The organism is Nocardia lasii (assembly GCF_042658545.1).
Lineage (GTDB): Bacteria > Actinomycetota > Actinomycetes > Mycobacteriales > Mycobacteriaceae > Nocardia > Nocardia lasii.
The window spans coordinates 145,496-166,165 of record NZ_JBHSQN010000017.1 but is presented as its reverse complement, the minus strand read 5'-3'; the positions used below and the strand labels follow the sequence as shown (position 1 = coordinate 166,165).

The 20,670-nt window shown below is 69.2% G+C and carries 21 protein-coding genes; 12 read left to right on the top strand and 9 right to left on the bottom strand.

Annotation, left to right across the window (positions count from 1 at the left end; genetic code table 11):
* Positions 1-56: 56 nt before the first annotated feature.
* The 4 genes from ACFP3H_RS26020 to ACFP3H_RS26005 all read left to right on the top strand — a co-directional run bounded on the left by ACFP3H_RS26020 (position 57) and on the right by ACFP3H_RS26005 (position 6,550).
* A complete protein-coding gene (locus ACFP3H_RS26020) occupies positions 57-911 on the top strand; it encodes an arylamine N-acetyltransferase family protein (protein ID WP_378609883.1) in 855 nt (284 codons plus the stop codon).
* A gap of 111 nt (positions 912-1,022) precedes the next feature.
* Entirely contained in the window at positions 1,023-3,077 is a 2,055-nt protein-coding gene (locus tag ACFP3H_RS26015) for an acyltransferase family protein (RefSeq protein WP_378609881.1), read from the top strand.
* 52 nt (positions 3,078-3,129) lie between these two features.
* On the top strand, positions 3,130-4,872 hold the full coding sequence (locus ACFP3H_RS26010) for a penicillin-binding transpeptidase domain-containing protein (RefSeq protein ID WP_378609879.1): 1,743 nt from the start codon (positions 3,130-3,132) through the stop codon (positions 4,870-4,872).
* A gap of 88 nt (positions 4,873-4,960) precedes the next feature.
* The gene (locus ACFP3H_RS26005; RefSeq protein WP_378609878.1) at positions 4,961-6,550 is read left to right on the top strand and encodes a protein kinase domain-containing protein; all 1,590 of its coding nucleotides are present in this window, start codon (positions 4,961-4,963) and stop codon (positions 6,548-6,550) included.
* 57 nt (positions 6,551-6,607) lie between these two features.
* On the opposite strand, the gene ACFP3H_RS26000 is transcribed toward ACFP3H_RS26005, so the two are convergent.
* From ACFP3H_RS26000 to ACFP3H_RS25990, 3 genes are read right to left on the bottom strand one after another with little or no spacing between them, the layout of a single operon-like run.
* Complete coding sequence (locus ACFP3H_RS26000; protein ID WP_378609876.1) at positions 6,608-7,396, bottom strand: ABC transporter permease; 789 nt, start codon at positions 7,394-7,396, stop codon at positions 6,608-6,610.
* A complete protein-coding gene (locus ACFP3H_RS25995; protein WP_378609875.1) occupies positions 7,393-8,127 on the bottom strand; it encodes an ABC transporter ATP-binding protein in 735 nt (244 codons plus the stop codon). Before ACFP3H_RS25995 ends, ACFP3H_RS26000 begins: the two co-directional genes overlap by 4 nt.
* Positions 8,128-8,147: 20 nt before the next feature.
* Positions 8,148-8,630 (bottom strand): MTB12 C-terminal domain-containing protein, encoded by a 483-nt coding sequence (locus tag ACFP3H_RS25990; RefSeq protein WP_378609873.1) that lies wholly within the window; start codon positions 8,628-8,630, stop codon positions 8,148-8,150.
* Positions 8,631-8,792: 162 nt separating this feature from the next.
* Here ACFP3H_RS25990 and hisD point away from each other — a divergent pair, with 162 nt between their 5' ends.
* Genes hisD through hisH form a run of 4 tightly spaced genes read left to right on the top strand, consistent with a single transcriptional unit; the run spans position 8,793 to position 12,512 of the window.
* Entirely contained in the window at positions 8,793-10,130 is a 1,338-nt protein-coding gene (gene hisD, locus ACFP3H_RS25985; RefSeq protein ID WP_378609872.1) for a histidinol dehydrogenase, read from the top strand.
* On the top strand, positions 10,127-11,248 hold the full coding sequence (locus ACFP3H_RS25980; protein ID WP_378609870.1) for a histidinol-phosphate transaminase: 1,122 nt from the start codon (positions 10,127-10,129) through the stop codon (positions 11,246-11,248). Before hisD ends, ACFP3H_RS25980 begins: the two co-directional genes overlap by 4 nt.
* A 20-nt stretch (positions 11,249-11,268) precedes the next feature.
* The gene (hisB, locus tag ACFP3H_RS25975) at positions 11,269-11,886 is read left to right on the top strand and encodes an imidazoleglycerol-phosphate dehydratase HisB (protein ID WP_378609929.1); all 618 of its coding nucleotides are present in this window, start codon (positions 11,269-11,271) and stop codon (positions 11,884-11,886) included.
* On the top strand, positions 11,883-12,512 hold the full coding sequence (gene hisH / locus ACFP3H_RS25970; RefSeq protein ID WP_378609869.1) for an imidazole glycerol phosphate synthase subunit HisH: 630 nt from the start codon (positions 11,883-11,885) through the stop codon (positions 12,510-12,512). The genes hisB and hisH overlap by 4 nt, the downstream gene beginning before the upstream one ends.
* A gap of 117 nt (positions 12,513-12,629) precedes the next feature.
* Here the strand turns inward: hisH and ACFP3H_RS25965 are convergent, their stop codons facing one another.
* The 4 genes from ACFP3H_RS25965 to ACFP3H_RS25950 all read right to left on the bottom strand — a co-directional run bounded on the left by ACFP3H_RS25965 (position 12,630) and on the right by ACFP3H_RS25950 (position 16,651).
* Entirely contained in the window at positions 12,630-13,586 is a 957-nt protein-coding gene (locus tag ACFP3H_RS25965) for an alpha/beta fold hydrolase (RefSeq protein WP_378609867.1), read from the bottom strand.
* A gap of 52 nt (positions 13,587-13,638) precedes the next feature.
* The gene (locus ACFP3H_RS25960; RefSeq protein ID WP_378609866.1) at positions 13,639-14,421 is read right to left on the bottom strand and encodes a helix-turn-helix domain-containing protein; all 783 of its coding nucleotides are present in this window, start codon (positions 14,419-14,421) and stop codon (positions 13,639-13,641) included.
* 295 nt (positions 14,422-14,716) lie between these two features.
* On the bottom strand, positions 14,717-15,301 hold the full coding sequence (locus ACFP3H_RS25955; protein ID WP_378609864.1) for a Uma2 family endonuclease: 585 nt from the start codon (positions 15,299-15,301) through the stop codon (positions 14,717-14,719).
* Between the two features lie 105 nt (positions 15,302-15,406).
* Positions 15,407-16,651, bottom strand: a complete 1,245-nt coding sequence (locus ACFP3H_RS25950) for a DUF2786 domain-containing protein (RefSeq protein WP_378609863.1) — start codon at positions 16,649-16,651, stop codon at positions 15,407-15,409.
* A 188-nt stretch (positions 16,652-16,839) separates the two neighbouring features.
* On the opposite strand from ACFP3H_RS25950, the gene ACFP3H_RS25945 reads away from it, so the two are divergent.
* Complete coding sequence (locus tag ACFP3H_RS25945; RefSeq protein WP_378609861.1) at positions 16,840-17,442, top strand: maleylpyruvate isomerase family mycothiol-dependent enzyme; 603 nt, start codon at positions 16,840-16,842, stop codon at positions 17,440-17,442.
* Here ACFP3H_RS25945 and ACFP3H_RS25940 read toward each other — a convergent pair.
* Positions 17,399-17,881: a DNA-binding protein gene (locus tag ACFP3H_RS25940; protein ID WP_378609860.1), complete on the bottom strand. Its 483-nt coding sequence runs from the start codon at positions 17,879-17,881 to the stop codon at positions 17,399-17,401. The two genes, ACFP3H_RS25945 and ACFP3H_RS25940, sit on opposite strands and share 44 nt — an antisense overlap.
* On the bottom strand, positions 17,878-18,117 hold the full coding sequence (locus ACFP3H_RS25935) for a hypothetical protein (RefSeq protein WP_378609859.1): 240 nt from the start codon (positions 18,115-18,117) through the stop codon (positions 17,878-17,880). Before ACFP3H_RS25935 ends, ACFP3H_RS25940 begins: the two co-directional genes overlap by 4 nt.
* A 165-nt stretch (positions 18,118-18,282) precedes the next feature.
* Here ACFP3H_RS25935 and priA point away from each other — a divergent pair, with 165 nt between their 5' ends.
* The 3 genes from priA to hisF are packed head-to-tail and all read left to right on the top strand — an operon-like array spanning position 18,283 to position 20,641.
* On the top strand, positions 18,283-19,014 hold the full coding sequence (gene priA / locus ACFP3H_RS25930; protein WP_378609857.1) for a bifunctional 1-(5-phosphoribosyl)-5-((5-phosphoribosylamino)methylideneamino)imidazole-4-carboxamide isomerase/phosphoribosylanthranilate isomerase PriA: 732 nt from the start codon (positions 18,283-18,285) through the stop codon (positions 19,012-19,014).
* 8 nt (positions 19,015-19,022) lie between these two features.
* Positions 19,023-19,853, top strand: a complete 831-nt coding sequence (locus tag ACFP3H_RS25925; protein WP_378609856.1) for an inositol monophosphatase family protein — start codon at positions 19,023-19,025, stop codon at positions 19,851-19,853.
* Positions 19,850-20,641 carry an imidazole glycerol phosphate synthase subunit HisF gene (gene hisF, locus ACFP3H_RS25920; protein ID WP_378609854.1) on the top strand — a complete coding sequence of 264 codons (792 nt, stop codon included), beginning with the start codon at positions 19,850-19,852 and terminating at the stop codon, positions 20,639-20,641. Before ACFP3H_RS25925 ends, hisF begins: the two co-directional genes overlap by 4 nt.
* Positions 20,642-20,670 lie beyond the last annotated feature (29 nt).

The following is a 20,670-nucleotide window of genomic DNA, read 5'->3' as shown; positions in this document are numbered from 1 at the left end:
GAACAACCCGCGACACCGTGCGGTTGTGCGAGACAGGCGAACGAAAAGAGGATGCGATGAGCGACGATCACCGGTGGCTGGGCGAAGAACTCGATCTGGACGTGTACCTGGCGCGCATCGGCTACGACGGGCCGCGAACCGCGTCGGTGCCGACCCTGCGCGCGCTGGTGCGCGCCCACACCACCACGATCCCGTTCGAGAACCTCGAGATCCTCCTCGGACGCGGAATCCCCCTGGATCTGAACTCCTTGCAGGACAAACTGATTCGGCAGAAGCGCGGCGGCTACTGCTACGAGAACGTCACCCTGTTCGCCGCCGCGCTCGAACGGCTCGGCTTCGGCGTCACCGGACTCAGCGGCCGCGTCACCGTCGGGGTGGCCGACACCGGCGTGCTCCGCCCGGCGACCCACGCCCTGGCCCGCGTCACCACCCCCGACGACGACCGGGTCTGGATCTGCGACGTCGGATTCGGCTTCGGGCCGCTCGAACCGTACGAATTGGTCGACAGCGCGGGCGAATTCGCCCTCGGACAGTGGCGCTACCGCCTCGAACGGCGCCTCGACGACCCGGCCCTGTGGGTGCTGTACCAGCACGGTGCTGACGGCTGGCTCGACCGCTACACCTTCACCGAGAACCCGCAGTTCCGCATCGACTACGCGGTCGGCAACCACTTCGTGTCGACCGCGCCGCGCTCGCCGTTCACCACCCGCCCGTTCGTGCAGCGGTTCCTGCCCGACGCGCACCACGTCCTCGACGACCTCACCTGGACCTCGCAATACCCCGACGGCACCGCCACGTCCCGCGAACTGGAACCCGCCGAGCTGCCCAAGATTCTCGCCGAGGTGTTCGACATCGACCTCGCCGACGCCGACGCCCGAGCCCTGGTCGAGACCCCCTGGCGCACCCCCTAGCACCCCGGCGAAACGGCCCGGCGGTTTGCGTCCACGGTGGACCTGCGGCAAATTAATGGTTACTTGCCGGGAAACAACTCCTCTGTGGGGGCCGATTCTGTGGGGTCGTTGGTGCCGAATGTTCGATCCGCTCCGCCTGCCACCTCGGGCGCGGAGCTACGCGGCGGCGCCACCAGACGGGGCGATCTGGACGGGCTGCGCGGGATAGCGATCGCGCTGGTGGTCGCGTTCCACGTGTGGGCGGGCCGCGTCTCGGGCGGGGTGGACGTCTTCCTGGTGCTGTCGGGATTCTTCTTCACCGGCGCCGTGGTGCGCACGGTGGAACGCGGCGGCGGGGTCGCGCCGATGCAGACGGCGAGACGGACCGTGCGTCGTCTGATGCCGTCGCTGGTGGTCGTGCTGGCCGGCGTGCTGGTCGCGACGGTGGTGTTGCGGCCCTACACCCAGTTGGGCGAGGCGGCCGCGCAGACGATGGCCTCGATGTTCTATGTCCAGAACTGGTACCTGGCGATCGCCGAACAGGACTACCTCTCACCCGATCCGTCGGTGAGTCCGCTGCAACACCTGTGGTCGATGTCGGTGCAGGGCCAGTTCTACCTGGCGATCGTGGTGCTGCTGGCGGGGTGGGCCTGGTTGCGCAGGCGCGGTGCGGCCGGGCGGACCACGCTGACGATCGCGCTGGTGGGCTTGGGCGCGCTGTCGTTCTGGTACGCCACCGCCGGTCACGCCCAGCACCAGGCGTGGACCTACTACGACAGTCTCGCGCGCGGGTGGGAGCTGCTGGCCGGTGCGGTGTTGGCGCTGGCCGCGCCCTGGCTGCGGCTGCCGAACCGGGTGCGCGGGCTCGCGGCGGCGCTCGGCGTGGCGATGGTGTTGGCGTGCGGGCCGATCTTCGACGGGGCCAATCAGTTTCCTGGCGTCGCGGCGCTGTGGCCGGTGGGTGCGGCCTGCCTGGTGATCGTCTCGGGCTTCGGCACGGCCACGGCCTGGCCGAACCGGGTCCTGGCCGGGCGCGTGTGCACCGAACTCGGCGCCATGGCCTATCCGCTGTACCTGTGGCACTGGCCGATCCTGATCTTCTATCTCGGTGAGACCGGGACGGCCAACGCCGGGGTCGTCGACGGGCTGGTGGTGATCGGCGTCTCGCTGGTCCTGGCGTACGCGACCACGCGACTGATCGAGACACCGCTGCGCCTGCCCCCGCGCGGGGCGCACGTGGAGAGGCACCGGGGGACCGGGTTCCTGGTCGCGGCCACGGCGGCGGCGGTGCTGATCGGCTCGCTGGGCTGGCAGCTGGTGTTGCTCGCCAATCCCGCGGTGCCGCCGCAGGCCCTGGACGTGCACCGGTATCCGGGGGCGGCCGCGCTGTTCTCCGGCGCCGAATACTCCCCGGAACCCATGCGCCCCACCGTGTTCGAAGGCCAGGCCGACACCCCGGCGCCGACCACCGACGGCTGTATCACGCCCAACCGCGAGGTCCGGGTCTGCACCTACGGCGATCCGAACGCCGACCGGTCGATCGCGCTGGTGGGCGGTTCGCACTCCGAGCACTGGCTGCCCGCGCTGGAGGTGCTCGGCCGCGAACACGGGTTCCGGGTGATCTCCTACCTCAAGGAGGGCTGTCCGGTCGTGCTCGTCGACCAGCCCTCCTACGCCGAATGGCCCTTCCCCGAATGCCACGAGTGGTCCCTGGAGGTCCTCGACCGACTCGCGGCCGAACCGCCGAACTGGGTGCTGACCCTGTCCACCCGCTACCGCATGAACGGCCTCGGCGACGAGGTGCCCGCCGAATACCTCGAGGTGTGGTCGGCGCTCCAGGACCGCGGGCTCAATGTCCTGGCCCTGCGCGACACCCCCCGCCTGCGCCGCGACGGCGTGCTCTACCGCGCCACCGACTGCCTGGCCCACCGCGGTGATCCCGACAGCTGCGGCCAGAACCGCAACGACGTTCTCGACCCGCACGACCCGGCCGCCGAACCCGCCGCCGGCTACCCGAGCGTGTATCCGATCGACCTGTCCGACGCCCTGTGTCGACCGCAGCGCTGCCGGGTGGTCGAGGGCAATGTGCTCATCTACCGCGACGACCACCACCTCACCGCCAGCTACGCGCGCTCGCTCGCCCCCGAGCTCGGCCGCCAGATCGGGGCGGTCACCGGCTGGTGGTAGCCGGTGGTCACAGCAGCCCCACCGGCCCCACGGAGGGGTTACCCTCGGACGGGTGCGGATCCCACGCAAGGCCTCGATCCTGGTCGTCGTGCTCGCGGCGCTTCCGCTGGGCTGCTCCTCGGGGCCCGATCAACCGCAGACGGTCGCCGAATCCTTCGCCGCCGCGCTGACCAGCGGTGACGCGTCCGCCGCCGCGGCCATGACCGACGCGCCCGAGCAGGCGGGCCCGGTGCTGAGCGCCCTGTTCGACAACCTCGGCAAGAACGACACCGTGCGCGTCGCGAGCACCGACGACGACTCCTTCACCCTGGAATCGACCTGGAAGTTCGGGCCGGACGGTCGCAACGAGTGGACCTACACCAGCACCGGCCGGGCCGCCGACGACAACGGCTGGAAGATCGACTGGAACCCGCAGACTGTGGCGCCCGGCCTCGACCTCGGTCCGCTGAGTTACAGCCCGGTCGTCGCGAAACCGGCTCGGGTGCTGGACGCCTCGGGTGGGGAGCTGATGACCGAGCAGGTGGTGACGCTGGTGACCGTCGCGCCCGATGCCGATCTGGGCGCTGTCGCGGGGGTACTCGCGCCGCAGGGTGTCACGGTGGCCGGATTGCAGGCCGAACTCGGTGCGGCGCAGGGTAAATCGATCACCGCCGTGGCCCTGCGCGAAGCCGACATCGCGCCGGTGCGCGCGGCGCTGACGGGAATGCGCGGGGTCGGCCTGACACCGCAGACCCGGCTGCTGACCGTCGACAAGGCGCTCGCCGGTCCCACCGTCGCGGGGCTGGCGCAGCTCTGGCAGGAGCAGACCGACGCCACCGCGGGCTGGGCGGTGCGGGCGCGGACCCCCGAGGGCACCCAGCGCATCGCCGGGCCCGACGCGAAGCCGAGCGCCGACATCGCCGCCACCCTCGACATCGACCTGCAGAACGCCGCCGAGGACGCCCTCACACCCATCACCACCCCGGCCGCCATCGTCGCGCTGCGGCCCTCGACCGGGGAGGTGTTGGCGCTGGCCCAGAACGCCCCGGCCGACGCCGAGGGCGCGATCGCGCTGACCGGGCTCTACCCGCCGGGCTCCACGTTCAAGACCGTCACCGTGTCCGCCGCGCTGCAGGCGGGCGACCTCACGCCCGACACCGTGCTGCCGTGTCCGGGTCGCGCCACCATCGAAGGTCGCACGATTCCCAACGACAACGGCTTCGACCTCGGTATGGTGCCCCTGCACACCGCGTTCGCACGCTCGTGCAACACCACGATGGCCGAACTTGGAGTGACATTGCCCGCTGACGCGCTCACCGCGGCCGCACTGCAGCTCGGACTCGGGGTGGATTATGTGACACCCGGCTTGACGACTGTCACCGGGAAGGTTCCGCCCGCCGAGACGCCCGCCCAGCGGGTCGAATCGAGCATCGGGCAGGGCACCGTGACGGCCTCGCCGTTCGGGATGGCGCTCGTCGCCGCCTCGCTGGCCAACGGATCCGCGCCCGCGCCCAGCATCGTCCGCGGGCGGCCGGGCACCCCCGACCGCGCCCCGGTGGCGGTGCCGCCGACGGTGACCTCGCAGATAGAGACCATGATGGCCGAGACGGTGACGGCCGGAACGGCCACCGCGCTGCGCGATATCCCCGGCCTGCTCGGCAAAACCGGGACCGCCGAATATCTCGACGACACCCACGCCCACGGTTGGTTCGTCGGAATCGACGGTGACCTGGCGTTCGCGGTATTCGTCGCCGACGCGGGCAGCTCGGGACCGGCGGTCGAGGCGGCGGGACGGATGCTGCGTGTGACACGATGAGTCATTCCACCCTCCGCAGGCGAGCAATCCCCCCGCTGCCGCACGCGGTCATCACCCCGCCAGCTACACTCGACGGCGGACCATATCCATGGTCAATACGCGGGATGTCACAATTTCGAGAAGGTTCGGAGTAGGCGCCATCGATACCGGTCAGAAGATCGCGGAGCATTACCGCCTGGTCGAGCGTATTGGTAGCGGCGGCACAGGCGTTGTATGGCGTGCTGTCGACGAACGCCTCCAACGCTCCGTGGCAGTGAAGCAGATCCACATCAAACCCAGCTTGCCCGAGGGCGAGCGGGATGTGTTGCGCCAGCGCGCGATTCGGGAAGCCCGCAACGCGGCACGCTTCCAGCATCCCAATGCCATCGTGGTCTTCGACATCACCGAGCACAACGGTGATCCGTGCCTGGTGATGGAGTACCTCAAGTCGGTCAGCCTCGCCGGCGAGTTGGGCCAGAAGGGCCCGCTGCCGCTGCGTGAGGTCGCCCGCATCGGGGAGAAGGTCGCGTCCTCGCTGATCGCCGCCCACCAGGCCGGACTGGTGCACCGCGACGTGAAACCGGGCAACATCCTGCTCGGCGACCACGGTGAGGTGAAGATCACCGACTTCGGCATCTCCCGTGCCGCGGGCGATGTGACGCTGACCGAGACCGGATTGATCTGCGGCACCGCGGCCTACCTCGCGCCCGAGGTGGCGCGCGGCTCCGATCCCACCCCCGCCGCCGACGTATTCGCCCTCGGGGCAACGCTTTTCCACGCACTGGAAGGCGAACCGCCCTACGGCGCCAACGCCAACCCGCTCGCCGTGCTCTACGCCGCCGCCAACGGGCAGGTGCGCGAGCCGCACAACGCAGGGCCGGCCACCGATTTCCTGCTCGACCTGCTCAGCCCCGACCCGCTCGACCGTCCCACGATGACCGAGGCTCGCGACGCGCTGGCCCAGTTCGCCGAGGACGAGAACGCGGTACTGGCCGGATTCGTGCCCGCCAGCGAGGCCTTCAACCGGCGCAACGCCGCCGCGACCACCCAGGTGATCCGCCAGTCGGGCGGCCGGGCCTCGCACGCGGGCGCCTCGACCCGCCAGGTCAGGTCCGCGCCGCGTCCGCAGCCGCGCCACGACACCGCCGCGCACCCGCGCACCCAGGCTCAGCCCGCACCCCAGCCGCGCAAGCAGGCGGGCAAGGGTCGGGCCGTGCTGATCGGTGCCGGCGTCGGCGCGGTCGTCGCCGCGGTCGCGGTGGCGATCAGCGCCATGAGCAGTTCGGACTCCGATGGTCCGGGGGTACAGGCGAATCCGACGACGTCGATCCAGGCGCCCGTCACCACCAAGCCCACCAGCACGGCTCCGCCGATCGGGCAGGCGAGCAATATCGGCACCGTCGACATCGGGTCCGCGGGCCTGCTCGTGGAGAACTTCTTCAGCAACCCGGGCGGGTCCTGGACCCTGCTCACCCCCGCCGCCCAGCAGCTCTACGGCAGCGAGTCCGAGTTCCGCGAGTACTGGAGTGCGCGCACCATCCAGAGCTTCGCCAGCATCACCGCCGTGAGCGGCAACAACGCCGACGGGTCGACTGTCATGCGGCTGGCCAGCATCACGGTCAACGGCTCGACCAAGGCCATGGAGATGCGCGTGGTGAATTCCGGCGGCAGCCTGCGCATCGACGGGGACACCCGCTAGACGGACACGCGAAAAGCGGGCGAGCCGGTTGGCTCGCCCGCTTTTTTCGTCGGGAGATCAGTCGGTGTTCGGTTCCCGGCGCGACAGCCGGATCGTGCCGAGGACGAAGATCGCCAGGCACAGCACCACGAAATACAGCAGCGAGCCGTCGGGGCCGCCGAACAGGGTCTTGATGGTCGAGAGCTGGCCCGCGCCCAATTCGGCGTTCTTGAACGGCGAGAGCCGCTGCAAGGTGGTGCCCAGCGTACCGGGGACGAAGGTGACGAACACTTCGATGCCGAACTTCCACAGCAGCACGATCGTCACGACCAGGGCCGGTTTGGGCACGAACGCGGCCACCCCGAGCCCGAGCGCGCACACCGCCACGGTGACGATCGGCACGCAGATCAGCAGGCGGATGCCCTCGGGGGAGAAGGCGTCGACCCGGCCCCAGATCGTCGGGAACAGGCGGGGGAAGACCCCCAGCAGCACGAACGTGGTGGCGAAGGTGACCGCGGCGCTGATCAGGCCGAACACGGCCAGCTCGGCGATCGGCAGCAGCCGGCGCCGGGGCTGGATGCCGAAGACGGTCTCGGCGGTGCGGTCCTTGAATTCCGCGCCGAGTGCCGACACCCCGGCCGACATCAGGATGAAGGTGGAGAACACCAGCACCCAGTAGGCCGCGTTGTCGGTGTCCATGCCGCCCGCGCCCTGGATCACGTTGGCCGCCGCGGCCTCGGCGATACCGAAGTTCAGGGCCAGCGGCAACAGCACGGCCGCCGGAATCACCGCGTACCACAGGGGATTTCGGCCCCCGACCTTCGTGGCCTCGCTGCGCACCGAGCGCGCCAGGTAGGTGGCGATCACGCGCGCACCTCCTGGCCGTATTCGGCGCTGTCGGTGGTGAGCTCGAGGTAGGCCGACTCCAGCCGACGCGGGCCGCTGCCGCGCTCGATCAATTCCCGAGCGGGACTGTCGGACAGCACTTTTCCCCTTCCCAGTACGACGATGCGGTCACCGGTGATCTCCACCTCGGCCAGATTGTGCGAGGCGATGAGCAGGCAGTGCCCGGCGCTCGCCAGCTCGGTGACCAGCGCGCGCAACCACAGGATGCCCTCGACGTCGAGACCGTTGGCCGGCTCGTCGAGGACCAGGGTGCGCGGGGTGCCCAGCAGGGCCGAGGCGATGTTCAGCCGTTGCGACATGCCGTAGGAGAACTTGCCCACGGGGCGTTTCGCCACGGCGGTCAGGCCGACCCGGTCCAGGGAACGACGCACCTCGGCCGGGCCGAGACCGCCGAGGCGGGCCTGCCAGAGCAGGTGCCGCTCAGCGGTGTGGCGCGGGTTGCGCAGGAACGGGCCGAGGCCGAAGCCGATCGCGGACAGCGGGTTTCGCAGGTCCGGCAGCGCCGCGTCATCGATCGTGACGCGGCCGGAATCGGGTCGGGTGAGACCGGCGATCATGCGCATCACCGTCGTCTTGCCGGCCCCGTTGGGGCCGAGCAGGTAGGTGATCGACCCGGCGGCCGCGGTGAAGCTGACGTCATCGACAGCGGTGGTCGTGCCATAGCGCTTGGTGACGCCGCGAACGCTGATCATGGGATTTTCCCGGTCCTGGCTCAGTAACCGAAGTCGGGGTCACCCGAGCACTGGTTCTCCTGGCAGATCCGCTTCCAGTCGTACTTCCACAGGCCGCCCTCGCGGACGAAGTAGTAGGTCATGGTGGTGGCGGGGTAACCGGCCATCACGCCGTTGACCCGCACCGACAGCGAGTCGCCGGACACGGTGGGGCCCTCGACGACGCGACCCTGGATCGAGAAGAAGTCCATGGTCTTGCTCTGCTGCATCACCATCTCGAGCGCGGGCCGCGCCGAGGAGCCGTGGTAGCTGACCTCGATCTTGGGATCCATGCCGATGTTCGGGTTCCAGAACGCGGCGAACTGCTTCTCCAGCTGGTGCACGCTCGGATTCGCCTCGCGCACATATAGATCCGAGGCGACCGAATCGCGGATGGAGACGTCGGCGGCGGCCGGGGAAGCCAGGCCGAGGCCGATGATCAGCGCGAAGAAGCCCGCGGAAACGATCTTGAGCAGGTGTGACATGGGTGGAGCCTTTCGTGCGGGGTGCGGTGCGCCGGACTGTAGCGAGAGTTAATTAGGTTAGTCAAACCTTAGTTGTCGGGATGTGCCGGAAAAGCGGGAGCGGGCGACCATTAGGCTGGTGAGGACCTTCGCGCCCAGGACAGAACAGGACCGTTACCCGATATGACTCCCCGCCTCGAGCTCGCCCGCGTCGATCTGCGCGGTCGTACTCCCTCCGCTGCCGAGCTGCGTACCGCGCTGCCGCGCGGAGGGGTCGACGTGGACTCGGTGCTGCATCATGTGCGGCCGGTCGTCGAGGACATCCGCGACCGGGGTGTGGCGGCGGCGCTGGACTACAGCGAGAAGTTCGACGGTGTGCGCCCCGCCGTGGTGCGGGTGCCCGTCGCCGAGCTGGGCAAGGCCCTCGCGGAGCTGGATCCCGCCGTGCGGGCCGCGCTCGAGGTGGCGATCGAACGGACCCGCAAGGTGCACGCCGACCAGCGGCGCACCGACACGGTGACCGAGGTCGTGCCCGGCGGGACCGTCACCGAGAAGTGGCTGCCGGTGGAGCGGGTCGGGCTGTACGTGCCCGGCGGCAATGCCGTGTACCCGTCGTCGGTGGTGATGAACGTGGTGCCCGCGCAGGCCGCGGGGGTGGAGTCGCTGGTGGTGGCCTCGCCGCCGCAGGCGCAGTTCGGTGGGCTGCCGCACCCGACCATCCTGGCGGCCGCCGCGCTGCTCGGCGTCGACGAGGTATGGGCCGTCGGTGGGGCGCAGGCCGTGGCGCTGCTGTCCTACGGCGGCACCGACACCGACGGCGGCGCGCTCGAGCCGGTCGACCTGATCACCGGGCCGGGCAATATCTACGTGACCGCGGCCAAGCGGCTGTGCCGTGGACTGGTCGGCATCGACGCCGAGGCCGGGCCGACCGAGATCGCGGTGCTCGCCGACGCGACCGCCGATCCGGTGCACGTGGCGGCGGATCTGATCAGCCAGGCCGAGCACGATGTGCTGGCCGCGAGTGTGCTGGTCACCGACTCGGTGGCGTTGGCCGACGCGGTCGATGCCGCGGTGAATGCCCAACTGGCCGTGGTGAAGCACCACGATCGCGTGCGGGAAGCGTTGAGCGGCAAGCAGTCCGGGATCGTGCTCGTCGACGATATCGCGCAGGGCCTGCGGGTGGTCGACGCCTACGCCGCCGAACACCTCGAGATCCAGACCGTCGACGCCGCCGCCGTCGCGGCGCGGGTGCGCAGTGCGGGTGCGATTTTCGTGGGTCCGTGGGCACCGGTGAGCCTGGGCGACTACTGCGCCGGTTCCAATCACGTGCTGCCCACCGCCGGGTGCGCGCGGCACTCCTCGGGGCTGAGCGTGCAGACGTTCCTGCGTGGCATCCACATCGTGGAATACACCGAGGCCGCGTTGAAGGATGTCGCCGGACACGTTGTGGCCCTGGCCAATGCGGAGGATCTGCCCGCGCACGGCCAGGCCGTGCAGGCGCGTTTCGAGGCGCTGTCATGAGCACGGTGCCCGGAGCTTCGGCGACCCTGGATCAGCTGCCGCTGCGCGACAACCTGCGGGGCAAATCTCCCTATGGCGCACCGCAATTGACGGTGCCGGTGCAGCTCAACACCAACGAGAACCCGCACCCGCCGAGCAAGGCGCTCATCGACGATGTGGCCGAATCCGTGCGCGCGGCCGCCGCCGAACTGCACCGCTACCCGGATCGCGACGCGGTCGCGCTGCGCTCGGAGCTCGCGGAGTACCTGACCCGCCAGACCGGCTTGGCCGTCGCGGGCTCGAATGTGTGGGCCGCCAACGGATCCAACGAGATCCTGCAGCAGTTGCTGCAGGCGTTCGGTGGGCCGGGGCGCAGCGCGTTGGGTTTCGTGCCGTCGTACTCGATGCACCCGATCATCTCCGAGGGCATCGATACCGAGTGGGTCGAGGCCAAGCGCAGCGGTGACTTCTCCCTCGACATCGACTACGCGGTGGCGCAGATCGTCGAACGTCGGCCCGATGTCGTGTTCGTGACGAGCCCCAACAATCCCACCGGACACAGCATTCCGATCGACGAGCTCGAGCGGATCCTCGCGGTCGCGCCCGGCATCGTCGTCGTGGACGAGGCCTACGGGGAGTTCTCGGCCGCACCGAGCGCGATCACCCTGATCGACCGGTTCCCGACCAAGCTCGTCGTCACCCGCACCATGAGCAAGGCGTTCGCCTTCGCGGGTGGCCGGCTCGGCTACCTGGCGGCCTCGCCCGCGGTGATCGACGCGATCCTGCTGGTGCGCCTGCCCTATCACCTGTCGGTGGTCACCCAGGCCGCCGCGCGCGCGGCCCTGCGCCACGCGGACGAAACCCTCGGCAGCGTCGCGGAACTGGCCGCCCAGCGCGACCGGGTCGCGGCCGCGCTGACCGCGCTCGGCTTCGACGTGATCCCCAGCGACGCCAACTTCGTCCTGTTCGGCCGATTCACCGACGCCGCCCGCGCCTGGCAGCACTACCTCGACGCGGGCGTGCTGATCCGCGACGTCGGCATCCCCGGCTACCTGCGCGCCACCATCGGCCTCGCCGCCGAGAACGACGAATTCCTGCGCGTGAGCGGCGACATCGCGGACACCGAACTCACCGACTGAATCCACCTGTGGAGGAGCACATCATGAGCAGAACAGCGCGGGTGGAACGCGTCACCAAAGAGTCCTCGATTCTGGTGGAGCTGAACCTCGACGGCACCGGGCAGACCGAGATCTCCACCGGTGTCCCGTTCTACGACCACATGCTCACCGCGCTCGGCGCGCACGCCGGGTTCGACCTGGTGGTGCGGGCCGAGGGCGATATCGAGATCGAAGCGCACCACACCGTCGAGGACACCGCCATCGTGTTCGGCCAAGCGCTCGGGCAGGCGCTCGGCGACAAGAAGGGCATCCGCCGCTTCGGCGACGCGTTCATCCCGATGGACGAGACCCTCGCCCACGCCGCCGTCGACGTGTCCGGGCGGCCCTACTGCGTGTTCACCGGCGAACCGGAACACCTGGTGCACACCATCATTCCGAGCGCTGGCCCCGGCGCCTCCTACTCCACGGTGCTCAACAAGCACGTGTTCGAGTCGATCGCGCAGAACGCCCGCATCGCCCTGCACGTGCGGGTGCTCTACGGCCGCGACCAGCACCACATCACCGAAGCCGAATTCAAGGCTGTCGCACGGGCATTGCGTGTCGCCGTCGAGATCGACCCCCGGGTCACCGGTGTTCCGTCCACGAAGGGTGTGCTGTGAAATCGGTCGTCCTGCTCGACTACGGCTCGGGCAACCTGCACTCCGCCGAACGCGCCCTGGTACGAGCCGGTGCGCAGGTCGAAGTCACCGCCGATCCCGCCGCCGCGCTGGCAGCCGACGGACTCGTCGTCCCCGGCGTCGGCGCCTACGCCGCCTGCATGGCCGGCCTGCTCGAGGTGCGCGGTGACCGCATCATCGGCCAGCGCCTCGCCGGCGGCCGACCCGTCCTCGGTATCTGCGTCGGCATGCAGATCCTGTTCGACCGCGGGGTCGAATTCGGTGTGGAGACCGAAGGGTGCGGTGAATGGCCGGGCGTCGTCGCCGGGCTCGACGCGCCCGTCCTCCCGCACATGGGCTGGAACACGGTGAAAGCTCCCGCCGACAGCACCCTGTTCGCCGGCATGGACGCCGACACCCGCTTCTACTTCGTCCACTCCTACGCCGCCCAACAGTGGGAACTCCCCGAAACCGAACACATCGCGCCCCCGAAACTCGCCTGGGCCGAACACGGCGTGCCGTTCCTCGCCGCCGTCGAGAACGGGCCGCTGTCGGCGACCCAGTTCCACCCGGAGAAGTCCGGGGACGCAGGCGCGCAGCTACTGCGCAATTGGATCGGGTCGCTGTAGGTCAGGCGGTGCGCGGGTCGTCGGCTGTCGACTCGACGGACTCAGCCGGGATGTAGAACATCTCCACGCCACTGTCGATGCCAGTTGCCCTTGGGCACGATGGCGATGGGTTCGTGACTACGCACGGTGGGTCCCTTCTTCGGTCATGGTGCGGGCAGGATCGGCGGCGAGGAAGTCGCGGGCCAGTGCCGCGCAGCGGGGTGCGTCGTCGAACCAGGGGGCGTGACCGCCCGCGACGGTGAGCAGCTGGGCGCCGGGAATCTTCGCCACGGAAGGTCGCGCCCGGTCGGGTGCGCACATGAGGTCGTCTTCGCCCCAGACGAACAGGGTCGGGGTGTCGATTCGGGCGAGTTCGGCGTCGGTGAGGACGTTCTCGGGGCGGGCGGTCGCGCCGTCGATCAGGCGGCGCAGCAGGGCTCGGTAGGACGCTGCTCGGCCTGGTAGGCGCAGGGGTAGGCGGTGGAGGTCGAGCATGTCGGCCGACATCGCGCGGGCCGCGTTCGCGCCGATGGCCTCGGTGAGGGCGAAACGGGCGATGCAGCGGGGGGACGGGAGTTGCATCAGGCTCTGGTCGAGGCGGCCTCGGATCGGGGAGGTCAGGGATTGGAATTCGGCGATGACACGGGTGCCGGGGAGGGCGGTGGCGGGGGTGGCGACGATCGCCGCTCGCGCGACTCGGTCGGGTGCGTCGAGCATGGTCCAGAGGGTGAACAGGCCGCCCAGGGAACTGCCGACGAAGGCGGCCTGTTCTATGTCGAGTGCGTCGAGGGTGCCGGTGAGCACGTCGACCGCCAGCTCACGGACCGGTGGACCCTGCCAGGTGTAGGGCGGGGCGAGGCTGTGGCCGGGGAGGTCGATCAGGATGTGGCGGAAGCCGGAGAGGCCGGCGATCAGGGGTGCCATGCCCATGGCGGGTGCGGAGATGCCGTTGATGTGGACGAGCGGTTCACCCTCGCCGACAGTCAGCACGCGAGCCACTGGGTTGCGTTGTGTCAGTACATGTTCGGTGATCGTCAGTCCGTACATGGCGGCGACGCGTTGTTCGGCTGCGCGGATCCGTTGCTCGAGGCTCATGCACCTACTGTCCGGCTCGCGGCGGGCGGCGTCTTGGACGAATGTTCGCCGATCAGCTCGTCGCGAGCGCGCCGGGGGTGATTCCGGCGAAGGTCGACATGTCGCGGTGGAGGTGGGACTGGTCCGAATAACCGCATGCCGCAGCGACTTCGGCGACCGGACGGCCGGCCGTTAGAAGATCGAACGCGGTTCGGAATCGGACCACCATCGCCGCACGCTTGGGCGTCACTCCGACCTGCGCGGTGAACCTCGACCACACGCGTTGGCGACTCCACCCGGTCAGCTCGGCCAACTCCCGAACCCGCACGGCGCCTTTGTGTTCGACGATCCGCTCCCAGCACGCGGCAACTTCGGGATCGACCGCCCTGGATGTTTCCCTGGCGGCGAGAAACGTCGTGGTCACCGCGAATCGTGCTGCCCACGTGGTGGTTTCGGACAACTGCTCGCGCAGCAACCGTGCCGCCGAACCCCAGATGTCGTCCGGTCCCACCACCGCGCCGTCCGGATCGGCCGCAGCGACACCGAGCAGGCGGTAAGCGAGGATCGGCGACATCCGCAACTCGACGCACTCGACGCGCTCGGCACGGACCTGACGAATGCCAGGAGCGAGACCGGCGACCAACCCGTCGAAGCGAGGCTGCTCAGGGCTGTCCACGGTCAACGGACTGTCCCCGAACTGGATCACCACGGTGACCTCGGGTCGAGCGACAATCCGCATCTCGCACCCCACGGACTCCCGATCCCTGAACCCGTCCATCGAGACGCCCGCCATCGCCGTCGACCGGGCCAGATCCCAGCCGACATCCAACTCCCGTTCGGACATGATCGGCCGCACCCATCGAGCGTACGAGCGTGGTCGCGGGCCTGGCAACCGGCGCTCTCGGGCCGGCGTAAGGAGTCTGCAGGCGGCCGCTGCGATCGTTCACGCGTCCTGTTCTCGGAGGCGCGTCGATGGCAGGAGAAATTGTGGGCAGCACGGTCGGTGGTCAGGAACCTTGGTCGCCGCGCTGCATCACGTGTCCGGGGCCGAGTACTTCGAACTCGGCGATCCGCAGGCGCGGGCCGTCGTCGACGTCGACCAGCTGTTCAGCGATCGGACGAACCCGAGAGCGGACTGCCCCCACTGATCGTCAGTCGACCCAATCGAGCAGTGGGGTGGTGTCGGCAGTGATGCCGATCGGGTCGGGGAGCGGGACAGCGCGGCCGAAAGCGTAGCGGCGGATCTCCTGGTAGCGACCATCGTTCGGTTCGCTGTACAGGACGATTTCGGCGGTGTCCCGGTCGACGAGGAGGTACAGCGGGATTCCCGCCTCGGCGTATGCCGTCGGCTTCTCCACGCGGTCTCGCTTGTTGGTGTCCGAATCGTGTGAGGTGACCTCGACGGTCATCACGGTGTCACGCGAGGGGGCCCACTCGCCGTGTCCGACGAACGCGTCCAGCGGCGCGACCACTCCGTCCGGGCGGGCGCGGCTGTCACGGTATCCGTTGATCTTCAATCCCTGCCCTTGGTGCAGAAACAGACCGGGTGCCAACGGCATGAGAAGCAGCAACAGCCAGTTGATGATGCGGTTGTGATCACCATCCGGCACGGTCTTGAACCCCAGCTTCCCGTCGATGTACTCGAGCTGTAGAGCATCTGTGGTTCGTTCGACCGCTGCGGCGATCGCTTCGAAATCCGTAGTGGTGACTGGATCGTGGTGTACCGCCGTCATCATCCACCTCCTGATTCGTAATACTACCTGCGCTGATGCTCGGGCGGCCCTGGATAAACCAGCTCGGCGACAAGTCGGAGGCGAACGTGATCTGCGGGACGTGCAGGGTCAATTGCTGCCGAAGTGGGCTTGGTCGGCGGCCTCGGTGCCTGCGGTCCAGCCTTCGGCGCTGCGGATGGTGATGCCTCGGGAGCGGACGGTGGGGAAGTAGGTGTCGAAGGCCTTGTCCACGCGTTGTCGGTGGGAGGCCAGGACGGGGAGTAGCTGGGGTGGGGCGTCGGCGATGGTGGCTTCGGTAGCTTCGGTGAGGAGTTCGCCGATTCTGGTGGCGTAGGCGGTGAGGAACGCTTTGCGGTAGTGGCGGGAGCGGGAATCCTCGGTGGTGGCGTTGTCGATCATCGCGCGGGTGGCTTGGACCAGCAGGGACGTGGCGAGGATTTCCACCGCGTCGAGGTCGGGGTCGTCGCCGACGATCGTGACGAAACCCCAGTCGGCGACGAAGATCGCGCGGGCACGGTTTGCCCGGGTGACCATGTCGATCAGGAGGGCTTTGGCGTCGGTGTAGGGGGTCTCGAGCCAGATTCTGCGGGCGGCGGGGAGATCGGGGTCGGTGAGCTCGGTGTGGAGCAGGGCGCGGTCGATGGCGTATTTGGTCATGAGTTCCTGCGCCTTCGCGGAGAGGGTTTCCGCTTCTTCGGCGAAGGAGGTGGACTCGGCTTTGGCCAGCAGGCCACGGACCCGGCCGAGGGTTTTCTCGTCGACATGCTGGTGGGTGGTGCGGCGGTGGGTGCCGGGGAGCGGGGTGATCTGCTCGAGTTTCGGGAGCTGGATCAGCAGAGCCAACGCGCTCATGGCCGCGGTGAGAGCTTCCTCGGCGGTGAGAAGCGCGCGGTCGGCCCACTGTCGGAGGTGGGGGTGCGCGCGGGTCCACCACACCGTGGCGTCGAGTTCGGTCAGTTGCGACTGCCAGATCTCGTCGACGGATTCGGTGGGGAAATCGGCGCGGTGCTCGGCCATCAGATCGGTCAGATACGCGGTGGCGAACTCGTCCACCCGCCTGCGCGCGGCCTGGTGGACGTCGGTGGGTAACCAGCCGAAGTCGAAGGCGCGGGCGATGATTCGCTGCCCGGCGAGTTGGACGCCGGCCGACAGATCCGCGTCCTTCACCTGGTCGACGAATCGGACGATCGCGTTCCTGTCGCCCTGGGCTGCCAGGAAGGCCACGGTCGCGATCGCGTCGGCGACCTGCGCCGGGTCGCCCGACAGTGCCGCGTCGACCGGAAGTCCGGCGGTGGTCGGTGTGCGACCGGTGCGACGCCGACGATTCTGCTTGGCCAAGGCAATCCTGTTCATGGAGATCGCCACCAGGGAGGAAACGGGCGGCGGCGCGAAGTTCGCGGCGTCCATTGTCGCGCATCGCCTGGACCGCCCGGACAGCTGCGCGGATCGGCGGACCATCGTTGATCGCGATCGCTTCTCGCCCACCAAGATCCGACCGTGGGTGGATACGGGACACAGCGGGCGCGTCCTAGGGTGGAGGTATGAGTTATCGGGGGATGTTGAACGAGGAACGGGCCGAACTGGTCGAACTGCTGCGCGGGTTGACCGAGCAGGAATGGGAGTCGCAGTCGCTGTGCGCGGGGTGGCGGGTGCGTGATGTCGTCGCGCATCTGCTGATCGACACGATGAAACCCCGCGCCTACCTGGCCGCCGTGGTGAAGAATCGCGGGGCGGTCGATCGCATCAACAACGCCCTCGCCGCCTCGTTCGCCGACCTGTCCACCACCCGCCTGGTCGACGGATTCGAACACAACGCGGGCCACCTGTCGAAGTACGCCCCACGCCTGGCACTGTCGGACATGTTCGTGCACCAGCAGGACATCCGCCGCCCCCTCGGCCGTCCCCGGACGATCCCCGCCGACCGCCTCACCGCGGTCCTGTCCTACCCCGACCCCTTCGCCCGCCCCGGCACATTCACCAAGGGCCTGTGCTTCACCGCCACCGATGTCGCCTGGTCCTCGGGCACCGGCCCGGAAATCCGCGGCCCCGGCGAGGCCATCGCCCTGGCCGCCGTCGGCCGCCCCGCCGCCCTGGCCGACCTCACCGGCGACGGACTTCCCGAACTCCGCCGCCGACTCGGCTGAGACGACCGGGTTCGTCGACGACGAGGGCCTGCCTGAGCTGCCTCTTGATCGGGATGATCTGTATTCCCTTGCCGCACAGCAGGGTTAGATCCTCCGGATCCGAAGTGAAGACCGAGACCGGCCGTTCGGCTCGCCGGGCGATGGCGGCGAGGGTCGCATCGATGGCGAATTTGTGGCCGTGAAGCTGGTGGGAACGCAGCAGTTCGGCGGCGTCGTCACTGACCTCGCGGGTGATGTCATGGACGTCGAGACGGGACAGGTTCCAGGCGATGCGGGCGCGCTGAACCTTCGAGTCCTCGGCTTCCAAGCGAGTCATCGCGGTGGTTCCGACGCGGACGCCTTCCCTGCGGGCCGCCTCGATCAGCACCAGCGCCGCCCGATCCTGTCGATAGAGCAGAGAAAGGCCTTCGCAATCGAGCAGTAGCGTTCCCGGCATCAAGCAGCCGAGTCAGCGCTACCGCGCAGGAGCGTGCGCGCCGCATCGATGTCATGTTCGTCGAGGGGCTCGTGGTCGCGTTCGTAGTCGGCGACGATCTCGCCGAGCTTGTCCATGGCGACCTGACGTTCCAGGGCAAGGGCGATATAGGCGGAGAAGCCGCCGGAACCCACCTGTTCGCGCACGGCCTCGGCAAGGTCCTGAGGCAGGCTGACGGAGTATTTCTTGCTGCGACTCATGCCATTATCCTACCGCTGGTAGCAACACTTCGGCCACTGTCGTCGAGTGCCGGTGCCACTGAACTCGGTGACGGTCGCGCCCTGGACGGGGCGCACGCGCATCGACACGGCGCGGTGGTAGAGGGGTTGCGGGGACACCGGGGCAGACCTACTAGTCTGGTCGACGTGAGTCTTGTGTTGTTGCCCGCTGTCGATGTCGCCAATGGTGAGGCCGTGCGCCTTGTGCAAGGGGAGGCCGGTAGCGAAACGAGTTATGGGTCGCCTCGGGATGCGGCGTTGGCGTGGCAGCAGGCGGGGGCCGAGTGGGTGCATCTGGTCGATCTGGATGCGGCGTTCGGTAAGGGGAGTAATCGGGACCTGATCGCGCAGGTCGTGGGGGAGCTCGATGTGAAGGTCGAGCTGTCCGGTGGGATTCGTGACGACGACTCGTTGAAGGCGGCGCTGGCCACCGGGTGTGCGCGGGTGAACATCGGGACCGCGGCGATCGAGGATCCGCAGTGGTGTGCGCGGGTGCTCGGGGAGTACGGGGACCGGATCGCGGTCGGGCTCGACGTCAAGCAGATCGACGGGCAGTGGCGGTTGCGTGGGCGCGGGTGGGTGACCGACGGCGGTGACCTGTGGGAGGTGCTCGAACGACTCGAGCGCGACGGCTGTTCGCGCTATGTCGTCACCGACGTCTCCAAGGACGGCACGCTGACCGGCCCCAACCTCGAGCTGCTCAGCGATGTCGCCAATGCCGCCGAGGCGCCCGTGATCGCCTCCGGCGGGATCTCGGTACTCGACGATCTCGTCGCGATCGCGGGCCTGACCGGCGACGGGGTGGAGGGCGCGATCATCGGCAAGGCGCTGTACGCGGGCCGGTTCACCCTGCCCGAAGCCCTGGCCGCGGTGCGCTGACACCGCCGATGACCACCGCGCCGAGCACCGCCGAACTGACCGACCTGCTGACCGTCGCCACCCAGATCCTGGACGGGGTGGTGCCGCGGTTCGTCGAAGGACTCGGCGCGCCGAGCGCGGTTACCAAGGGCCGCAACGACTTCGCCACCGAACTCGACCTCGAGCTGGAACGCACCATCTCGACCGAGCTGCGCCAGCGCACCGGGATCGCGGTGCACGGCGAGGAGTTCGGCGGGCCCGCGCTCACCTCGGGCACGGCGTGGGTGCTCGACCCGATCGACGGCACCTTCAACTACTCCTCGGGCCATCCCATGTCGGGCACGCTGCTGGCACTGGTGCACGAGGGCGAGCCGGTGATCGGCCTGACCTGGCTGCCCATGCTCGGGCGCCGCTATGCCGCGGTGTCCGGCGGGCCGGTGTCTCTCGACGGGGTGGCGCTGCCGCCGCTGGAACCGGCCAAACTGTCCGACTCGATGATCGGGTTCGGCGCCTTCAACCTCGACTCGGCCGGCCGCATCCCCGGCCAGTTCCGCTTCGACCTGCTCGGTGCGCTGAGTCGGCTGTCCTCGCGCGTGCGCATGCACGGCGCGACCGGCATCGACCTGGCGTTCACCGCCTCCGGGGCGCTCGGCGGCGCGGTCGTGTTCGGGCATCATCCGTGGGACAACGCGGCCGGCGTCGCGCTGGTGCGCGCCGCGGGCGGGGTGGTCACCGACCTGGCCGGCGCGCCGTGGACGATCACGTCGGGTTCGGTGCTTGCCGCCGCGCCGGGCGTGCACCAGGAACTGCTGGAAATGATCTGCACCGTCAGCGAAGAAGAACGAGGAACACCATCATGAGCAGCACCGCGCCGAGCACCCTGGCGGTCCGCGTGATCCCCTGCCTGGACGTCGACGCGGGCCGCGTGGTCAAGGGCGTCAACTTCCAGAACTTGCGCGACGCGGGCGACCCGGTGGAACTGGCGGCGACCTACGACGCCCAGGGCGCCGACGAACTCACCTTCCTCGACGTCACCGCCTCCACCGGCGATCGCGGCACCATGCTCGACGTGGTGACCCGCACCGCCGAACAGATCTTCATCCCGCTCACCGTCGGCGGCGGCGTGCGCACGGTCGAAGACGTCGACCGGTTGCTGCGCGCGGGCGCGGACAAGGTGTCGGTGAACACCGCCGCCATCGCGCGCCCGGAGGTGCTGTTCGAGATGTCGCAGCGCTTCGGCGCCCAGTGCATCGTGCTCTCGGTCGACGCGCGCACCGTGCCCGACGGTCAGCCCGACACCCCCTCGGGCTGGGAGGTCACCACGCACGGCGGCAAGCGCGGCACCGGCATCGACGCCGTCGAATGGGCGATCCGCGGCGCCGAACTGGGCGTGGGCGAGATCCTGCTGAACTCGATGGACGCCGACGGCACCAAGGCCGGTTTCGACCTGACGATGATCGCCGCCGTGCGCGCGGCGGTGCGGGTGCCGGTGATCGCCAGCGGCGGCGCGGGCGCGGTGGGCCACTTCCCGCCCGCGGTCCACGCCGGCGCCGACGCCGTGCTGGCCGCCAGCGTGTTCCACTTCGGCGACCTCACCATCGGCGAGGTCAAGACCGCGATGCGCGCCGACGGGATCACCGTCCGCTGAGATAGCGCCCGGACACACCGAGACCCCGC